At 67.7% G+C, this 14,096-nt stretch carries 12 protein-coding genes; 1 reads left to right on the top strand and 11 read right to left on the bottom strand.

Annotated elements, in window-relative coordinates; genetic code table 11:
* Window positions 1-355 precede the first annotated feature (355 nt).
* The gene (locus AB0946_RS13710; protein ID WP_366760758.1) at window positions 356-820 is read right to left on the bottom strand and encodes a MarR family transcriptional regulator; all 465 of its coding nucleotides are present in this window, start codon (window positions 818-820) and stop codon (window positions 356-358) included.
* 686 nt (window positions 821-1,506) lie between these two features.
* Between AB0946_RS13710 and AB0946_RS13705 the strand changes: the two genes are divergently transcribed.
* Window positions 1,507-2,487: a DJ-1/PfpI family protein gene (locus AB0946_RS13705; RefSeq protein WP_366760757.1), complete on the top strand. Its 981-nt coding sequence runs from the start codon at window positions 1,507-1,509 to the stop codon at window positions 2,485-2,487.
* Window positions 2,488-2,944: 457 nt separating this feature from the next.
* Here AB0946_RS13705 and AB0946_RS13700 read toward each other — a convergent pair whose 3' ends face one another.
* From AB0946_RS13700 to AB0946_RS13655, 10 genes are all read right to left on the bottom strand, one after another.
* Window positions 2,945-3,835: an NAD(P)H-binding protein gene (locus tag AB0946_RS13700; RefSeq protein ID WP_366760756.1), complete on the bottom strand. Its 891-nt coding sequence runs from the start codon at window positions 3,833-3,835 to the stop codon at window positions 2,945-2,947.
* Between the two features lie 169 nt (window positions 3,836-4,004).
* The gene (locus AB0946_RS13695; protein WP_366760755.1) at window positions 4,005-6,122 is read right to left on the bottom strand and encodes a xanthine dehydrogenase family protein molybdopterin-binding subunit; all 2,118 of its coding nucleotides are present in this window, start codon (window positions 6,120-6,122) and stop codon (window positions 4,005-4,007) included.
* Complete coding sequence (locus AB0946_RS13690; protein ID WP_366760754.1) at window positions 6,119-7,126, bottom strand: xanthine dehydrogenase family protein subunit M; 1,008 nt, start codon at window positions 7,124-7,126, stop codon at window positions 6,119-6,121. The genes AB0946_RS13695 and AB0946_RS13690 overlap by 4 nt, the downstream gene beginning before the upstream one ends.
* Window positions 7,123-7,674: a 2Fe-2S iron-sulfur cluster-binding protein gene (locus tag AB0946_RS13685; protein ID WP_366760753.1), complete on the bottom strand. Its 552-nt coding sequence runs from the start codon at window positions 7,672-7,674 to the stop codon at window positions 7,123-7,125. The genes AB0946_RS13690 and AB0946_RS13685 overlap by 4 nt, the downstream gene beginning before the upstream one ends.
* 7 nt (window positions 7,675-7,681) lie before the next feature.
* On the bottom strand, window positions 7,682-8,905 hold the full coding sequence (locus AB0946_RS13680) for an MFS transporter (protein WP_366760752.1): 1,224 nt from the start codon (window positions 8,903-8,905) through the stop codon (window positions 7,682-7,684).
* A gap of 329 nt (window positions 8,906-9,234) precedes the next feature.
* Window positions 9,235-9,681 (bottom strand): DUF5709 domain-containing protein, encoded by a 447-nt coding sequence (locus tag AB0946_RS13675; RefSeq protein ID WP_366761086.1) that lies wholly within the window; start codon window positions 9,679-9,681, stop codon window positions 9,235-9,237.
* Between the two features lie 105 nt (window positions 9,682-9,786).
* Complete coding sequence (locus tag AB0946_RS13670) at window positions 9,787-10,743, bottom strand: zinc-binding dehydrogenase (RefSeq protein WP_366760751.1); 957 nt, start codon at window positions 10,741-10,743, stop codon at window positions 9,787-9,789.
* Window positions 10,744-10,876: 133 nt separating this feature from the next.
* The gene (wrbA, locus tag AB0946_RS13665) at window positions 10,877-11,479 is read right to left on the bottom strand and encodes an NAD(P)H:quinone oxidoreductase (protein ID WP_366760750.1); all 603 of its coding nucleotides are present in this window, start codon (window positions 11,477-11,479) and stop codon (window positions 10,877-10,879) included.
* A gap of 380 nt (window positions 11,480-11,859) precedes the next feature.
* Window positions 11,860-12,459 (bottom strand): HD domain-containing protein, encoded by a 600-nt coding sequence (locus AB0946_RS13660; RefSeq protein WP_366760749.1) that lies wholly within the window; start codon window positions 12,457-12,459, stop codon window positions 11,860-11,862.
* Window positions 12,460-12,713: 254 nt separating this feature from the next.
* Complete coding sequence (locus tag AB0946_RS13655) at window positions 12,714-13,658, bottom strand: SDR family NAD(P)-dependent oxidoreductase (protein ID WP_366761085.1); 945 nt, start codon at window positions 13,656-13,658, stop codon at window positions 12,714-12,716.
* Between the last annotated feature and the right edge of the window lie 438 nt (window positions 13,659-14,096).

The following is a 14,096-nucleotide window of genomic DNA, read 5'->3' as shown; positions in this document are numbered from 1 at the left end:
GCATGTGCTCTTCCGCCCGGCCGACACATCGGCAACAAGGCACGGACGGCCAGTTCCAACGGCGGTTTCGTCGGGCAGATCTTCGGAAAACGGGGGGGAGTCAGGTTTGACCAATGTACTTGGTGACACACCTTCGAGGTAGCGCCGGCCCTCGAGGGTATGGGCCGCCGGCCCACTGCAACGGCGTTCGCGTAGCCGAGGACGCAACGTCCTCGGAGTGCGGCCCCCGCGTTGCAGCGTCACAGCGGAACTGGGCGTGCCCCGGCGCAGCATCCCAAGGATCTGTGCACCCCTCTGCTGGTCTGGGGATGCACGGCGGACAAAGCCGCCCGGAAGACCGGACGGACGGCGATGCTCAGTCGTCGGTGCGGAGCTTCTCCAGCACGAGATCGGTCATTTCCGCCAATAGCGTGATCTGCCCCGGAGTGAGGTGATCAAGGAACAGAGCTCGGACGTCCTCCACATGACGCGGGGCTGCGGCGGTGATCGCTTCGCGCCCCTCCCAGGTGACCGCGACGTAGGCCCCGCGTCGATCGTCAGTGCACTCTTCCCGCTCGACCAGCCCTCGCTTCGCCATACGGGCAACATGATGCGACAGCCGGCTCTTCTCCCATCCGAGGGTCCTGGCGAGTTCCACCATCCTCAGCCGGCCGTCGGGCACGCGCGTGAGCTCCGCCAGGACCGTGTAATCGGTGCCCGACAGACCGAACTCACTCTGCAGGGACCGGCCCGTGCGGTGTACCAGCACGTCGTGCATGCGCAGCAGGCCACGCCAGGCCCGCATCTCGGTTGCTGAGAGCCAACGCGGAGAATCACTCATCCCTCCACTTTACAAGGTCGACGTATCACGTATCAGTGCCCTTCAGGGCACCACTATCCCTGGGCTCCCGACTCGTCCGGCAGGGCATCCGTTTGGGTGCGCTCACCTACTCGCGGATTCGAAACCTGCCCTATGAGGCAGCTCGAAACCGGTCCGCCCGTCATGTTCATTCACACAGCGTGGCTGAAAACGCTCTGACTTCTCGGGGCCGAACGGGGTGAAAAGGGCCAGCTATGGCTGACAACCTGGCTATGGGAGTCGTTGACGATTGAAATAGTTCGCCTCAAGCGCCCCCGGTACGTCGCCCCATGTACGTTGCCTCAGGCATGGGTTGAACGCACCCCGCAGGCCCTGTGCGGTCGAAGTGAGGGTGCACAGAGCACCGCCTCAGGGCAGGGGGGAGCCCTTGCCGATCGGCCGGATCGATGACTGTGTGTACAGAGGAGAACTGCCTCTTGCATAGGAGAGCTGCGAAATGACCAGGTCACCGCTCTCATTCAGGTAAGAGCCGGCGAGTTCTCCAGTCACTCTGCGAAGCGAGTGTGGTTGCACAGCTTCCTTGTGACGTGCCGTCACTCTCTTCTGCGCCGTGCGTCGGGTAGGGGTCGGCGCTGCCAACCGTGAAGCAGATGCCTGCCATTACCTACACGTGGAAGATGCCTCTAAACAATTGACACATCTACAAGATGATTCTTACGATCAGCCCCATGACCGGATCAAATCCGGACACTGCTGTCACGCGTAGGGTTGCTCTACTCGTCGTCGACGGCGTGTCCATGCTCGATGTCGCTGCACCCTCAGAGGTCTTCGCCGAGTCCCGTCACGCCAGCAGGAACTACGAGTTCGTCGTCTGCTCGCCGGACGGCAAGAACGTGACCACCAGTAGTGGGCTCCCCTTGTACGCCGACTGCAATGCTCACGACGAAGGGCCTCTCGACACCGTCATCATCGCCGGCGGCCGCAGCCTGCCCAACCGTACGCTGGCCCCCGAGCACATCTCCGCGGCACGCCACCTCGCCAGTCGTGCCAGGCGGGTCGCCAGTGTCTGCACCGGCGTGTTCGTCCTGGGTGCCGCCGGCCTCCTCGACGGCCGGAAGGCGACAACGCACTGGCATCACACGCAGCGTCTGCAGGAGCTCTACCCGCGGGCCGAGGTCATCCACGACAGCGAACTCGTCTGTGACGGCGATCTGATCACCTCTGCCGGTGAGGGCGCCGGGATCGCCCTCACCCTGCACCTCCTCAAGGAGGACCAAGGTGAGAGGGTGCACAGCATCGTCGCCCGTGACCTGGTGGTGTACCAACCCCGCTCCTCGCAGGCCGCAGACAGGACGAGCGTGCCCCGCAACCCCCTCGTGCGCAAGCTGACCGAGGACATCGTGGCGGACCCCTCGGCTCAGTACACCCTCACCGACCTGGCCAGCCGCGCTGCCGTCAGTCCCCGCCACCTCTGCCGACTCTTTCAGGAAGAGCTGCAGACCACCCCCGCCAAGTTCGTGGAACAGGTGCGTTTCGACACCGCCCGATCCCTGCTCGACCGCGGCGAGTCCGTCACCGACACCGCCTACATGTCCGGCTTCGGCAGCATGGAGACACTCCGACGGGCCTTCATCACCCGCCTGGGGGTTTCTCCGCGCGCCTACCAGCACCGCTTCAAGACCGCATAGCTGCCACCCGGCATCCCCGGAAGAAACCCCCCTGCTGCAAGCCGGCGCCAGCTCGCACCCAAGGCTGCTCAACGCTGCTGCGCCCAGTCCCCCTCCTGCTGCGGCCTGTTGTCGACATCGCCGCCGGTCACCACCCCGCCGGGCCCGGTACCAACCTGCCTGCCATCACCCCCGGTCGCTGTCCTGGTGCGGTGGGCGAAGATGATGTAGCGGACCGAGCACGACTACCGCGGGCTTGAACACGGTCTGGGGTTGGACCAGTTCACGCAGAGCCGCACGTCTTGCCCGTCGCGACGTACCACTCCCCGGGGCGCGACGCCCGCACGACGCAGGTCGTGCCTGACCATGGAGACCAGTCACCGCCGCAAACCGACAGCGCGGCGAACGACGGCTGTGGACCGTGCGGCAGCGCTGACCCGGGGATGCGAGCACCGCCGCACGAGGCTGTGTCGGGCGGTCAGCTCCCTGTGGCCCCGGTGGGGGAGAAGTCCGCGGCGTGGTCGCGGGCGAAGTCGTCGATGCTGCGCGGTGAGGAGCCCGTCGTCTTCTCGACTGTGTCGGTGATGGCCGCGCCGTAGCCCGGACGCAGGATGCCGTCGTAGAGGGTGGCGATGTCCTCCGCATACTCCGGCGTGGCGCCCGCCTCGATGTACCGGCGCAGGAACTCCTCTCGGGTGGAGTCGACGTGGCTGAGCTGCCGGCCCACGACCTGCCCCACACGGTGGAGAGCCTGGCCGATGGTGAGCGCCTCCGGACCGGTCAGGGCCAGGTCGCGGTTGCCGGTGAGTTCCGAGGTGAGTTCCACTGCCGCGACATCGGCGATGTCCTGCGCGTGGATCATCGCCATCGCCCCGTCGCCCGTCGGCAGCGGAAGCTGCCCGGAGGAGTCGATCCAGGGGACGTACTGCAGCAGATTGTCCATGAAGAACGCAGGCCGCAGCACCGTGTAGGCAAGGCCGCTGGATGCCAGTTCCTGCTCCGCGGCATAGTGCACACGAGCCAGGGTCAGCGGTGCGTCAGGCGAGGCGCCGCCGACGCTGAGTTTGACCAGCCGCCGCACCCCCGCGGCGGCTGCGGCCCGAATGACCTGCTGCTCCTGCGTCAGCTGATCAGCGGTATTGCCCGTGGCCAGGAAGACCGCGTCGATGCCGTCCAACAGGGCGGGAACGGCCTTCTCATCTGCGAGATCGGCGACCACGACCTCCACGCCCGGCAGATCCCGTGCGCGCAGCGCCGCGGCGCTCTTCTCGCGGCGTACGACCCCGCGCACCGCGACCTTCCGCTCGGAGAGTGTGCGTACCACAAGACTGCCCACATTACCCGAAGCACCTGTTACAAGAACCTTCATACTTTTACTCCTTATTTGTGCCGTTATCGAAGCAGGATACGATCTGCTCGACGCAGCCGTTCATGGGGTCGGCGACGTGTCGGCCAGAAGATGGCGGGGTCGCCTTCGGAGGGGGAGCGGACCAGTCAGGGCCTTGGGGCGAAGATGTACCGGCGGCCTGTCCGCTCCATCACTCGACGGCCGCCATCGCTGGAAGGGACGCCCTGACGTCCTCCAGGTGCAGTGGCAGATCGCGGAAGCGCGTGCCCGTTGCGTGGTACACGGCGTTGGCGATCGCCGCGGCCGCTCCGACGATGCCGATCTCACCGATGCCCTTGCCGCCGACGGGGCTCAGCTGGGAGTCGGCCTCGGACAGCATGACGACGTCGATGTCACGGACATCGGCGTGCGCGGGGAAGTGGTAGCCGGCGAGATCGGACTGAACGAAGTCGCCGAACGTGGTGTCGATGTCAGCAGCTTCCATCAACGCGCCCCCGATACCCATGATCATGCCGCCGCGTAGCTGGGAGCGGGCGGTTCGCGGGTTGATGATGCGTCCGGCAGCGAACACGCCGAGCATGCGCGGCACCTGGATCTGACCCGTCACCGTGTGCACTCTGACCTCGGCGAACTGGGCCCCGTAGGCGTTGCGGCTGACGTCCTTCATCGCGCTCACCTCCTCGGTCGTGTCGACCTCCACCGTGACCCCGAGCTGCGCCCCTGCCTGCAGCCGCTGCCTCAGGGCGCGGCCGGCCTTGTCGACTGCCCACCCCCAGGAGGCGGTGCCCAACGACGCACCGGCGAAAGCGGCCGCACTGTAGGAGGCGCGGCCGAGTTCCAGGCGCACACGCTCGATCGGGACGTCCAGGGCGTCTGCGGCGATCTGCGTGAGAACCGTCCTCGATCCGGTGCCGATGTCGACGGCGCCGATGGCGACGGTGAAAGTCCCGTCCGTCTCCGCTGTGGCCACGGCGCGACTGGGCACGGTGAAGACGGGATAGCGCGATGCCGCCACGCCGGTGCCCACGAGCCATCGGTCTTCCCGGCGGATGCCCGGTCGCCTGTCCCGGCTCGCCCAGCCGAAGCGGTCCGCGCCCGTGGTGAGGCAGGCGACGAGGTTGCGGCTGCTGAACGGCTTGCCGTCTGAGGGATCGACCGCAGGCTCGTTGCGGATGCGCAGCTGGATGGGATCCACGTCGAGCTGATAGGCGAGCTCATCCATGGCGCACTCGAGGGCGAACATGCCCGGCGTTTCTCCGGGCCCGCGCATCCAGCCGGGCGAAGGCACGTCCAGGCGCACGGCCGTGGCGGTGGTGCGTGCGTGTTCGGCCGCGTACATCATCCGCGCCGAGCTGGCTGTCTGGTCGACGTAGTCGGACAGCGCGGACGTCATGTGCTCGGCTTCGTGCACAATGGCGTGGAGTGTGCCGTCGTGGTCGGCACCGAGCCGCACTCGCTGGATAGTAGGTGACCGGTAGGTCGCGTGCATGCTCATCAGTGCCCGGTTCCAGGCGACCTTCACGGGCCGGTCGACCAGCTTTGCCGCCAGCGCTGCCAGTACCGCAGGCGGACGCGGTGACGCCTTGGCGCCGAACCCGCCGCCGACGTAGTCGCTGACCACCTCGACGTCATCCGGGCTCATCCCGAACAAGGCCGCAAAGGCCTGGCTGGTGTTGGAGGGGCCCTGCTCGGAGCTGTAGAGCGTCAGTCGCCCCTCTGCCCAGCCGGCGATGGTGGCGTGGGGCTCAAGGGGATGCGGATGCTGCGCGGGCGTGGTGTAGGCGATGTCCAGTACGATCTCGGCCGTGTGGAGCGCACTGTCCGCGTCACCTCGGACCACGTTGCCGGGGCCGAGGTCGCCGACCATGTCGGGCACGTAGGCGCGGGGGTCGCGTGGGCGCAGCTCCACATCGTGCGGCTGCTCGTCGTAGTGCACCACGACGCTCTCCGCGCCTTGGCGGGCGGCCTCCAGCGAGGTGGCGATGACTGCGGCCACGATCTGCCCCCGATAGGCGACCTTGTCCGACTGCAGGACGTACAACTCGCCCACGGCCGCCTGCTGCACGGGCCCCAGATCGATGGGGGAGTTCAGCCGGGCGGCGTTGCCCGCGTGCAGGACTGCCACCACGCCGGGGACGCTCGTGGTCACACGTGTGTCCAGGCCGGTGACCCGGCCCTTGATGATGGTCGAGATGACCGGCCAGGCATACAGAACGCCGTCGATGTGGTGCTCGTAGGCGTAGGTGGCTGCTCCGGTGACCTTGGCCCGGGCATCCTGACGTTCGTAGGGGGAGCCGACCGCGCTCATCGCGTCTTCCTCTCCTGCGCGCTGCGGATGAGGTCTTCCAGCAAGGCGGCCGTCACATCGGCGACGAGGTCGACCTTGAAGGCGTTGTGCGGCAGCGGGGTGGCGTGCTGCAGTTCGGCCCGCATGGCCCGCTCGAACAGCTGCGGGGACGGCTTGTGGCCGAGCAGCTCGGCCTCGGCGATGGAGGCGCGCCACGGACGGGGCGCGACGCCGCCCCACGCGATGCGGGCCTGGGCGATGCGTCCGTCGTCCCGCAGGACGACCGCTGCGGCGGCGCTGACCACGGCGAAGGCGTACGACCAGCGGTCGCGGACCTTGTGGTAGCGGGAAACCGCGCCGACGGGCAGAGCGGGCAGTTCGATGTCGGTGATGAGGTCGCCGTGCCGCAAGACGTTGTCTTGGTCGGGGGTCTTGCCCGGCGGGACGTAGAAGTCCTGCAAACCCACGGTTCGCTTTCCGGCGACACCCCGGATGTGCACGATGGCGTCACAGATGGACAGGGCGACAGCCATGTCGGATGGCTGGGTGGCGATGCAGGAGGAGGACACGCCGAGGATGCCGAGGTCGCGGTGGGCGCCGGTCCTGGCTGGGCAGCCGGACCCGGGTGCCCGCTTGTTGCAGGGCTTGGTGATGTCCTGGAAGTAGGCGCAGCGGGTCTTCTGGAGAAGGTTGCCTGCCATGGTGGCGCTGTTGCGCAGCTGCCCGGAAGCGCCGGCGAGGATGGCCTCCGACAGCACAGGGAAGTTCTTGCGGATGTCCGGATCGCCGGCGACGACGGCGTTGGTCGCGGTGGCGCCGATGACGGCACCTCCGTCCGCCCGGTGGGTGAGATGGTCCAGCGGCAGGTGGGTGATGTCGACCAACGCGCGGGGCCGGCGAACTTGCAGCTTCATCAGGTCGACGAGGTTGGTGCCGCCGGCGAGGTAGAGCGTGTCCGGGTCGGCGCTGACTGCCTGGACGGCGTCATCGAGGCTCGTAGCCCGCTGGTAGGCGAAGGTCTTCATCGGGTCTTCCTTGCTGCTGCTACCTGGGAGATGGCGGCGACGATCCCGTGGTGGGCGCCGCAGCGGCACAGATTCCCGCTCATGCGTTCACGGATCTCCTCCGGCGTGAGCGCAGACGCCGACTCGACTCCTGCCGCCACGTCGGCGGTGGCGTGGCTGGGCCAACCGGCATCGGCCTCGGCGAGCAGTCCGAGCGCGGAACAGATCTGCCCCGGCGTGCAGTAGCCGCACTGCATGGCGTCGTTGACCACGAAGGCTTCCTGCAGTGGATGCAGGTCCTCACCTTCCGTCAGGTCGGCGACTCCTTCGATGGTCGTGACACGTGCCCCGGCCGCGGCGACGGCGAGCTTCAGACAGCTGTTGATGCGCTGGCCGTCCATCAGCACCGTGCACGCGCCGCACTGTCCGTGATCGCAGCCCTTCTTGGTACCGGTGAGGCCGAGGTGCTCGCGCAGCAGGTCGAGCAGAGTCACACGGTGGTCGACCGTGACCGATTTCTCGGCACCGTTGATGATCAGAGTGACTTCGCTTTGGAGTGGTTTGCTCACTGGATTCTCATTCTCTGCCGGATTCTGTTGCTGCTGGCTGTACGTCTGGACCAGGGATGCTGAGGAGACTGCGCAGCCGGGTGGCGGTGAGGAGGACGGCGACGACCGCAGGAAGCGCGAAGATGGTGTAGTCGGCGGGCAGGCCGAGGCTGTCGACGACCAGACCTCCGACGAACGAGCCCGTCGCCAGCGACAGCTGGCTGGTGGTCACGAACAACGCCAGTCCGCCCTCGGCCGTGTTGCCGCGCATCATGTACGTCTGCAGGGAGATAGGGATGGCTCCGTAGGCCACACCCCACAGGCACAGGGCGACGACGGCTGCGGTCTGGGAATGCCACTGCCCGAGGGTGATCACTGAGAGAGCGAGGAGGGCCGCTGCTGTGCCCAGGGTGACAGGGATGCCGCGGTCCAAGATCGCCCCGGCTACGAAATTGCCGACGAAGCCTGCGATGCCGTAAAGCAGAAGGAGCACACCGACCGTCGAGGCGGAGAAGTCAGCCTGGTCCGTCAGGAACGACGAGACGAAGGTGTAAGCGCCGAAGTGCCCGAAGAACAGCAGTGCGGACAGAACGAGACCCATCCGCACGCGAGGACGGTGCAGGAGCCCGAAGACATCCCCGGCGCGCAGCGCGCTGGCTGCGGGCATGGTCGGCAGGGTGCGCAGTTGCACCAACAGGACGGCGACACTCAACACGCCCGCAGTAGCCATCGCTGATCGCCAGCCCCAGTACTGAGCCATGATGTTGCCGACAGGGAGACTCACCACGGTGCCGGCCGATATACCGGCCATCACCAGGGAGGTGGCCCGGGTGACCTTCTGCGGCGGCACCAGGCGAGGTCCCACGCCCACACCCATGGTCCAGAACGCGCCGATCGCGCCCCCCAGCACCAGTCGTGCCGCGGTCAGGATGGCGAAATTCGGGGCGACGGCGGCGAGGGCATCGGACAGTGCGACGACTCCCGTAAGGCCCCACAGGACCATGCGACGGTCCAGCTGCCCGAACAGCAAGGTGAGGGCCGGCGCCGCGACGGCGGCGAGGAGTCCGGGCAGCACGACCGTCAGGCCCGCACGTCCGGCCGACACGCCGAACTGGTCGACGACATCCGGTAGCACGGCGATCATGACGAACTGCGACATGATCAGGGCGAATGACGCAGCAGCGACCGCGGCGACCGCCGCCCAGCCGCCGCGCCCGCGGTCCGCCGATGCGGACCCGGCCGCATCAGGCACTCCATGGCATGCCGGCAGCGTGCCTCGGGCGTGCCGCACGCCGACTCCGGCCGCACCCCTTGCGGGCGGGCCGGCAGCGTCCTGCGTGGGTTTGTGTGGGGACACTGTTGAGCCTCTCCATCAACCGGCTGCGCCGGGCGATCTCAACGGATGTTGGCGGGCTGCGGCGTGGGCCGTTTCATCCCGACGCCAGCCCTCCAAGGGCGCGTAGCGACCCTGGCTGCGGCCACTAGATCGTTCCTGAATGGCGAGTGATCGCCCATCGATACCGGTGGGCCGGCCGGCGAAGCCGGTGGTCACCGCGTCTGTCGGTGTACTTCTCGCTCCGATCAGTACTCGGATTCCGGGACGATGTGAACGGCGGCTTCCTCGGCGGAAGCGCCGGCACCGTCCAAGCCCTCGTCGAAAGCCAGCAGATCCGAGTCTGTGACCTCGTGCGTCCCCTCGTCGGGTGCGAGCAGGCGCCCGGCCCGCTCGTCGCCAGCCTCGTCGTCTATCGGTTCTCCGTCGGTGTCCCAGGCATCGCCGATGCCATCGCCCCTCTCGGCCTCGACGTCGGGCACCTCCTCCGCCAAGCGCTCGTCCAGGGTTTCCCCTCGATGCTGCTCCGATGCGGTGACACCGCTGTGTTCGACGCCCCAGGGCCGCTCCGGGGGTGAATACCCCTCGTCCAATGCCTGTTCACCGCCCCGGTAGTCCAGGGTGTCCAGGGCGTCCAGGACGCCGATGTCGTCCTGCACATCCGACCCGTCCGGCTGGTAGACGTCATCGCCCATGGATTCGTCGATCACGGTGGCTCCTAGGTTTGGAGGAGCGCCGACCCGCGGAAGTCACGGACCTGCGCGGAGGAGGCGTGCTCCTCGCGTGACGCGCCATGCGCTTCACACGAGGAGCACCGCCAGGCCGGCCAGCTTGCGCGCGGCCATGTCCTCGTGCGCCCGGGCGGCGTCGGTGAACGCGTAACGCGAGACGTCGAGGTCGCTGAAGACGCCGTCCCGGATCGCCTGGAACAGCTGGGCCGACGCCTTGCCGGCAGTCGAGGCGTTGACGTACTGAGGAACGCCGCCGCTGACGACCTTCACGCCCCGGCGAGACAGGTCGACGGCATCGAAGTTCGCCTGGCCCGAAGCTGCGCCGATGGCAGCGATCGTCCCTCCGGCGCGGACGGCTGCCGCGGAAAGCTCCGCGGTCGCGCGTCCTACGAAGTCGAACACCACATCGACGCCCTCCGGCGCTACGGCCCGGATGTCGTCGAGCGCGTCCGGGGCTTGCGCGAAGACGGCATGGTCGGCGCCCGCCCGCACCTTCTCGAGTTTGTCCTTCGACCCGGCGACGCCGATGACCGTCGCACCCGAAGCCCGCGCCCAGCGCGAAAGGATGGAGCCGACGTTCCCGGACGCCCCCTGCACGAGTATCACGTCGCCAGGGGTGAGTTTGTGGAGGGCGCGTATGCCCATCCAGGCGGTCAGGCCTTTGGCAAGGAAGCCGGCAGCCTGCTCACTGCTGATGTCCTGCGGCAGGGGGATCAGGAAAGCCGCATCGATCAGCCTCTCGGTGGCATAGGCGCCGGCGGAAGCGAAGTAACCCACCCGGTCGCCGACGTCGAATCCCGTCGTGCCCGAGCCGACTGCTTCCACTACACCTGCTGCCTCGGATCCCGGCACCAGGGGCAGCTGACTGTCAACGCTGCCGTCGCGCAGCATGCTGTCGAAGAAGTTGACCCCGATGGCCTCTTGCCTGATCTTCACCTGCCCGTGCTCAGGTTCACCGATCTCAGCGGCTTCGAGCCGCAGCACGTCGGGTCCCCCGTGCTCGTGTATGCGGATGACCGATGCCACAGTTGACACTCTCCCTGGACAGCAACGGTCGGCGTGAGACCGACCGCCGCGGATGTGAACTGGCTTTGGGACGGGCGGGACAGAGCGGCATCACCTGCCATGGCACGCTGGCGCCGCCCCGCCCTCGAAAAGATCAGCCGCGCAGGCGCTCGGCGATGTCGGCGAGGTGGCGGCCCTGGTACCGGGCCGCTTCCAGCGTCGCCTGGTCCGGTCCCTCACCGCCGCTGCTGGGCCAGCTGGTGCCGTAGGGGTTGCCGCCCGCGGCGAACAGCAGCGGGTCGGTGTAGCCCGGCGGCACGATAATCGAGCCCCAGTGGTAGAAGACGTTGTTCAGGGCGAGCAGGGTTGATTCCTGGCCGCCGTGGCGGTTCATGGCCGAAGTGAAGCTCGTGGCCGGCTTGTTGTGGAACACACCGGCCTGCCACAGGCCGCCGGTCGAGTCGATGAACTGCTTCAACTGCGACGCGACGAGCCCGAACCGCGTGGGCGTACCGAAGGCATAGGCCGTCGCCCATTCGAGGTCCTCCAGCGTCGCCTCGGGCACTTGGTGCTTGGTCGCGTCCGCGTGCGCCCGCCAGGCAGGGTTGGCGTCGATCGCGCTGTCGGGCGCCAACTCCGGTACACGGCGCAGGCGCACGTCCGCATTGCGGCCGGCTGCCCCCTCTGCGACCGCCTGGGCCAGTTGATGCACGTTACCGGTCGCGCTGTAGTAGATCACGGCAACACGGACACCCATTGCGGACTCCCAGTGTGAGTAGATGAGGCTGCGCAACCGTCCGTCTCCCGAGGTCGTCGCCGTCTCGGCGTCGACCCAGTGCGGTCGCCAGCGGCGGTGACCTCAAGACTGCCGCGACGATGTGCCCGATGCCCCTCAGTAATGGGCACGAAGCCCACGGATCAGGACCACCTCTGTGCGGCCCGCGGCCGACGTGCGACAGTGGGGCACCATCGCGTTCCTGGTCCGCTCCTGCCGCCCTCCAGGAGCCGCCGAGTGACGGGAGCTTCCGCGCCCGGCCAGGACAAAGACCCGTACCACTGACGGATGTTGGGCCTGTGCATCGCCGGCCTTGTGGCGGCGCAAGCGCGCGCGATCACCTGCCTTCGGAGGCCGGGGCCCTAGAAGGCTTTGTTCACGCCTCGATGCGACGGGTCGGCAAAGTGAGCAGCGAGCAGCGCTCCAGGCCAGCTTGCAGCCGGAGCCTTGCGCGGGCGTCTGACGGCTTGCGCCACGACGGCATCACCGAGCACGATCTCGATGTCGGCGCGTGGGAATTGCTCAAGCGCGGCTCGTAGATCTTCTGGAACCACGCCCGTACTGCTGCCGAAGTCGGCCATCACTCCGAGGCGGACGAAACGCGTCAGTGGTCCCATCCTCTCCGCGATACCCGGAGACGTATGAAGAGCGATGGCTTCCCAAACCTGCCGTCGCAGATCGGGGTCGACGTCGCGCTTGGCGAGGAAGCCTGCAGCCGCATCAGCGCCTTCGACTTCAAAGCGCTGAGGGCCGTCATACACGCTGGAGGTGCCGGCGTCGTGAAAGAGGCAAGCGACGGCAAGGGCCTCCCGCTCCTGCGCGGCGAGCGCAGACTGACGGCCGACTGCGCTGTCCGCGATCAGCCATACCCGGATGCTGTGTGCGAGGATCGCCGGGTGCAACAGTTCCCGCACATGCTCGTACGCGGCCATGCCGAGAGAGCCGCCGAAAGATACGTCCATACAGTGCCAACCTCGATAGTGCAGCTGCTGCCCGAGGTGTGCAACGGCTGCGCGGTCTGCTTGCCCGCGACGCCCACCACAGCGCAGACACCTGAGACGAGCGTGCCCTGTCGATCGGTGTGTGGGCGTCGGTGCGCCTGTGCCGAAACCGGCATGTTCACCCTGGTCCTCGACACCGGCACACACGTGCCGAGCCGGCGCGCCGGTCTGCCGCATACGACCTCGTCGCCGGCAGCGGCACGCTGCCGGTCCACTCAGTGGCTGATGGCCGCAGTAGCGTAGTCCCACAGCCGGTCCGCGGCTGCCGGATCGATGGCATGCGCGGCGACACCGCTGGATTCGCCCTGATCACCGGCGACGACCTCGGCCTCCTGATTGTTCTCGAAGTAGCGGCCGGTCACGCCGGCCACGAGCGGAGAGGCAGCCAACAGCACCGATCCCGCGGCTCCCTGCGGGGGAGTCTTGTAGTACGGCAGTGGCTTGACGTTGCCGTCATCGTCCATCACGCCGAATGAGCGCATGGTGTCGTCGTCGAGGTGCCGCTGCAGATTGGTCAGCACATAGCCGGGACTGACCGCGTTGGCCGTGATGCCGTCGGCCAACCATCGGCGCGCGCCCACCGTGAGCAGGACGTCGGCAGTCTTGGACTGCCCGTAGGCGGCCCAGGGGTCGTACGGGCGGTGCTCGAACTGCGGGTCGTCGAAGTCGAAGGGGAAGGCGCGGTGCGCTCCCGAGCTCACCATCACGATCCGTGCTGCGCCGGACGCCCGCATCGACGGCAGGAGAGTGGTGGCGAGCGCAAAGTGCCCCAGGTAATTGGTGGCCAGCTGCATCTCCCATCCTTCAGCGCTGGTGACCCGTTGCGGCAGTGCCATGATCCCCGCGTTGCCGATGAGAATGTCCAGGGGGCCTTGCCATTCCTTGGCGAAGTCGCGAACCGAGGACAGGTCGGACAGCTCCAGTGCCTGGGCGTGGACCCGTCCGGCACCGGGAATGCCGGCCAGCTCACGGATGAGAGATCCGGCCGTCTCGGGGCGGCGGGTGGCCACGGTGACCTCCGCGCCGGCGAGGGCGAGGGCACGGACGGTCTCGGCACCGATACCGGAGGCGCCTCCGGTGACTACCGCACGTCGGCCCGCCAGATCGATGCCGTCCAGCACCTCGAGAGCGGTGGCGCTGGGCGCAAGGGGAGTCGTCATCCGGGGTATCGCGTTCAAAGGGGACTCCTGGAAGAGCATGGGTCGGCCTGCTACACACACGAAGCTACGACCCGATCCTTTGGACGATCCATCGCTTCCGTCCACCAGAGATAAACGATCGTCCAAACTCGGCTGAGTTGAAGGCGACACTGTCGGCCGTGCCGCAGTCTCACGTACACAGGCAGCAGCAGATCCCACAAGCGAAGGCCGAAAGGGGCTGCTGCTCCTCCGCGGCCTGCTCAAGCCGCAGAGGACCGAGGCACTGTCGCACGCACACCGAGTCCCGGCGGACATCTCACCGTCCGCTCCGCGCCACCGAGGGCCGGGGACATGCGCGGGCGGCCGCTGGCCATGACAGTCAGCGGCGGCGTGCGCAGGGAGCGGGCTTGCGGCGCCAAGGACCGCCGCGTGAGCACACCTGTGCCCGCACCATCTCCC

It is taken from the genome of Streptomyces sp. NPDC046870, assembly GCF_040704595.1.
Lineage (GTDB): Bacteria > Actinomycetota > Actinomycetes > Streptomycetales > Streptomycetaceae > Streptomyces > Streptomyces argyrophylli.
The sequence above is the reverse complement of the archived record's forward strand: the minus strand, read 5'-3'. Positions and strand labels throughout refer to the sequence as shown.

Coding starts and splice junctions, on each gene's coding strand:
- AB0946_RS13710 (WP_366760758.1), bottom strand. CDS start 820: ATGAGTGATTCTCCGCGTTGGCTCTCAGCAACCGAGATGCGGGCCTGG.
- AB0946_RS13705 (WP_366760757.1), top strand. CDS start 1,507: ATGATTCTTACGATCAGCCCCATGACCGGATCAAATCCGGACACTGCT.
- AB0946_RS13700 (WP_366760756.1), bottom strand. CDS start 3,835: ATGAAGGTTCTTGTAACAGGTGCTTCGGGTAATGTGGGCAGTCTTGTG.
- AB0946_RS13695 (WP_366760755.1), bottom strand. CDS start 6,122: ATGAGCGCGGTCGGCTCCCCCTACGAACGTCAGGATGCCCGGGCCAAG.
- AB0946_RS13690 (WP_366760754.1), bottom strand. CDS start 7,126: ATGAAGACCTTCGCCTACCAGCGGGCTACGAGCCTCGATGACGCCGTC.
- AB0946_RS13675 (WP_366761086.1), bottom strand. CDS start 9,681: ATGGGCGATGACGTCTACCAGCCGGACGGGTCGGATGTGCAGGACGAC.
- wrbA (WP_366760750.1), bottom strand. CDS start 11,479: ATGGGTGTCCGTGTTGCCGTGATCTACTACAGCGCGACCGGTAACGTG.
- AB0946_RS13660 (WP_366760749.1), bottom strand. CDS start 12,459: ATGGACGTATCTTTCGGCGGCTCTCTCGGCATGGCCGCGTACGAGCAT.
- AB0946_RS13655 (WP_366761085.1), bottom strand. CDS start 13,658: ATGACGACTCCCCTTGCGCCCAGCGCCACCGCTCTCGAGGTGCTGGAC.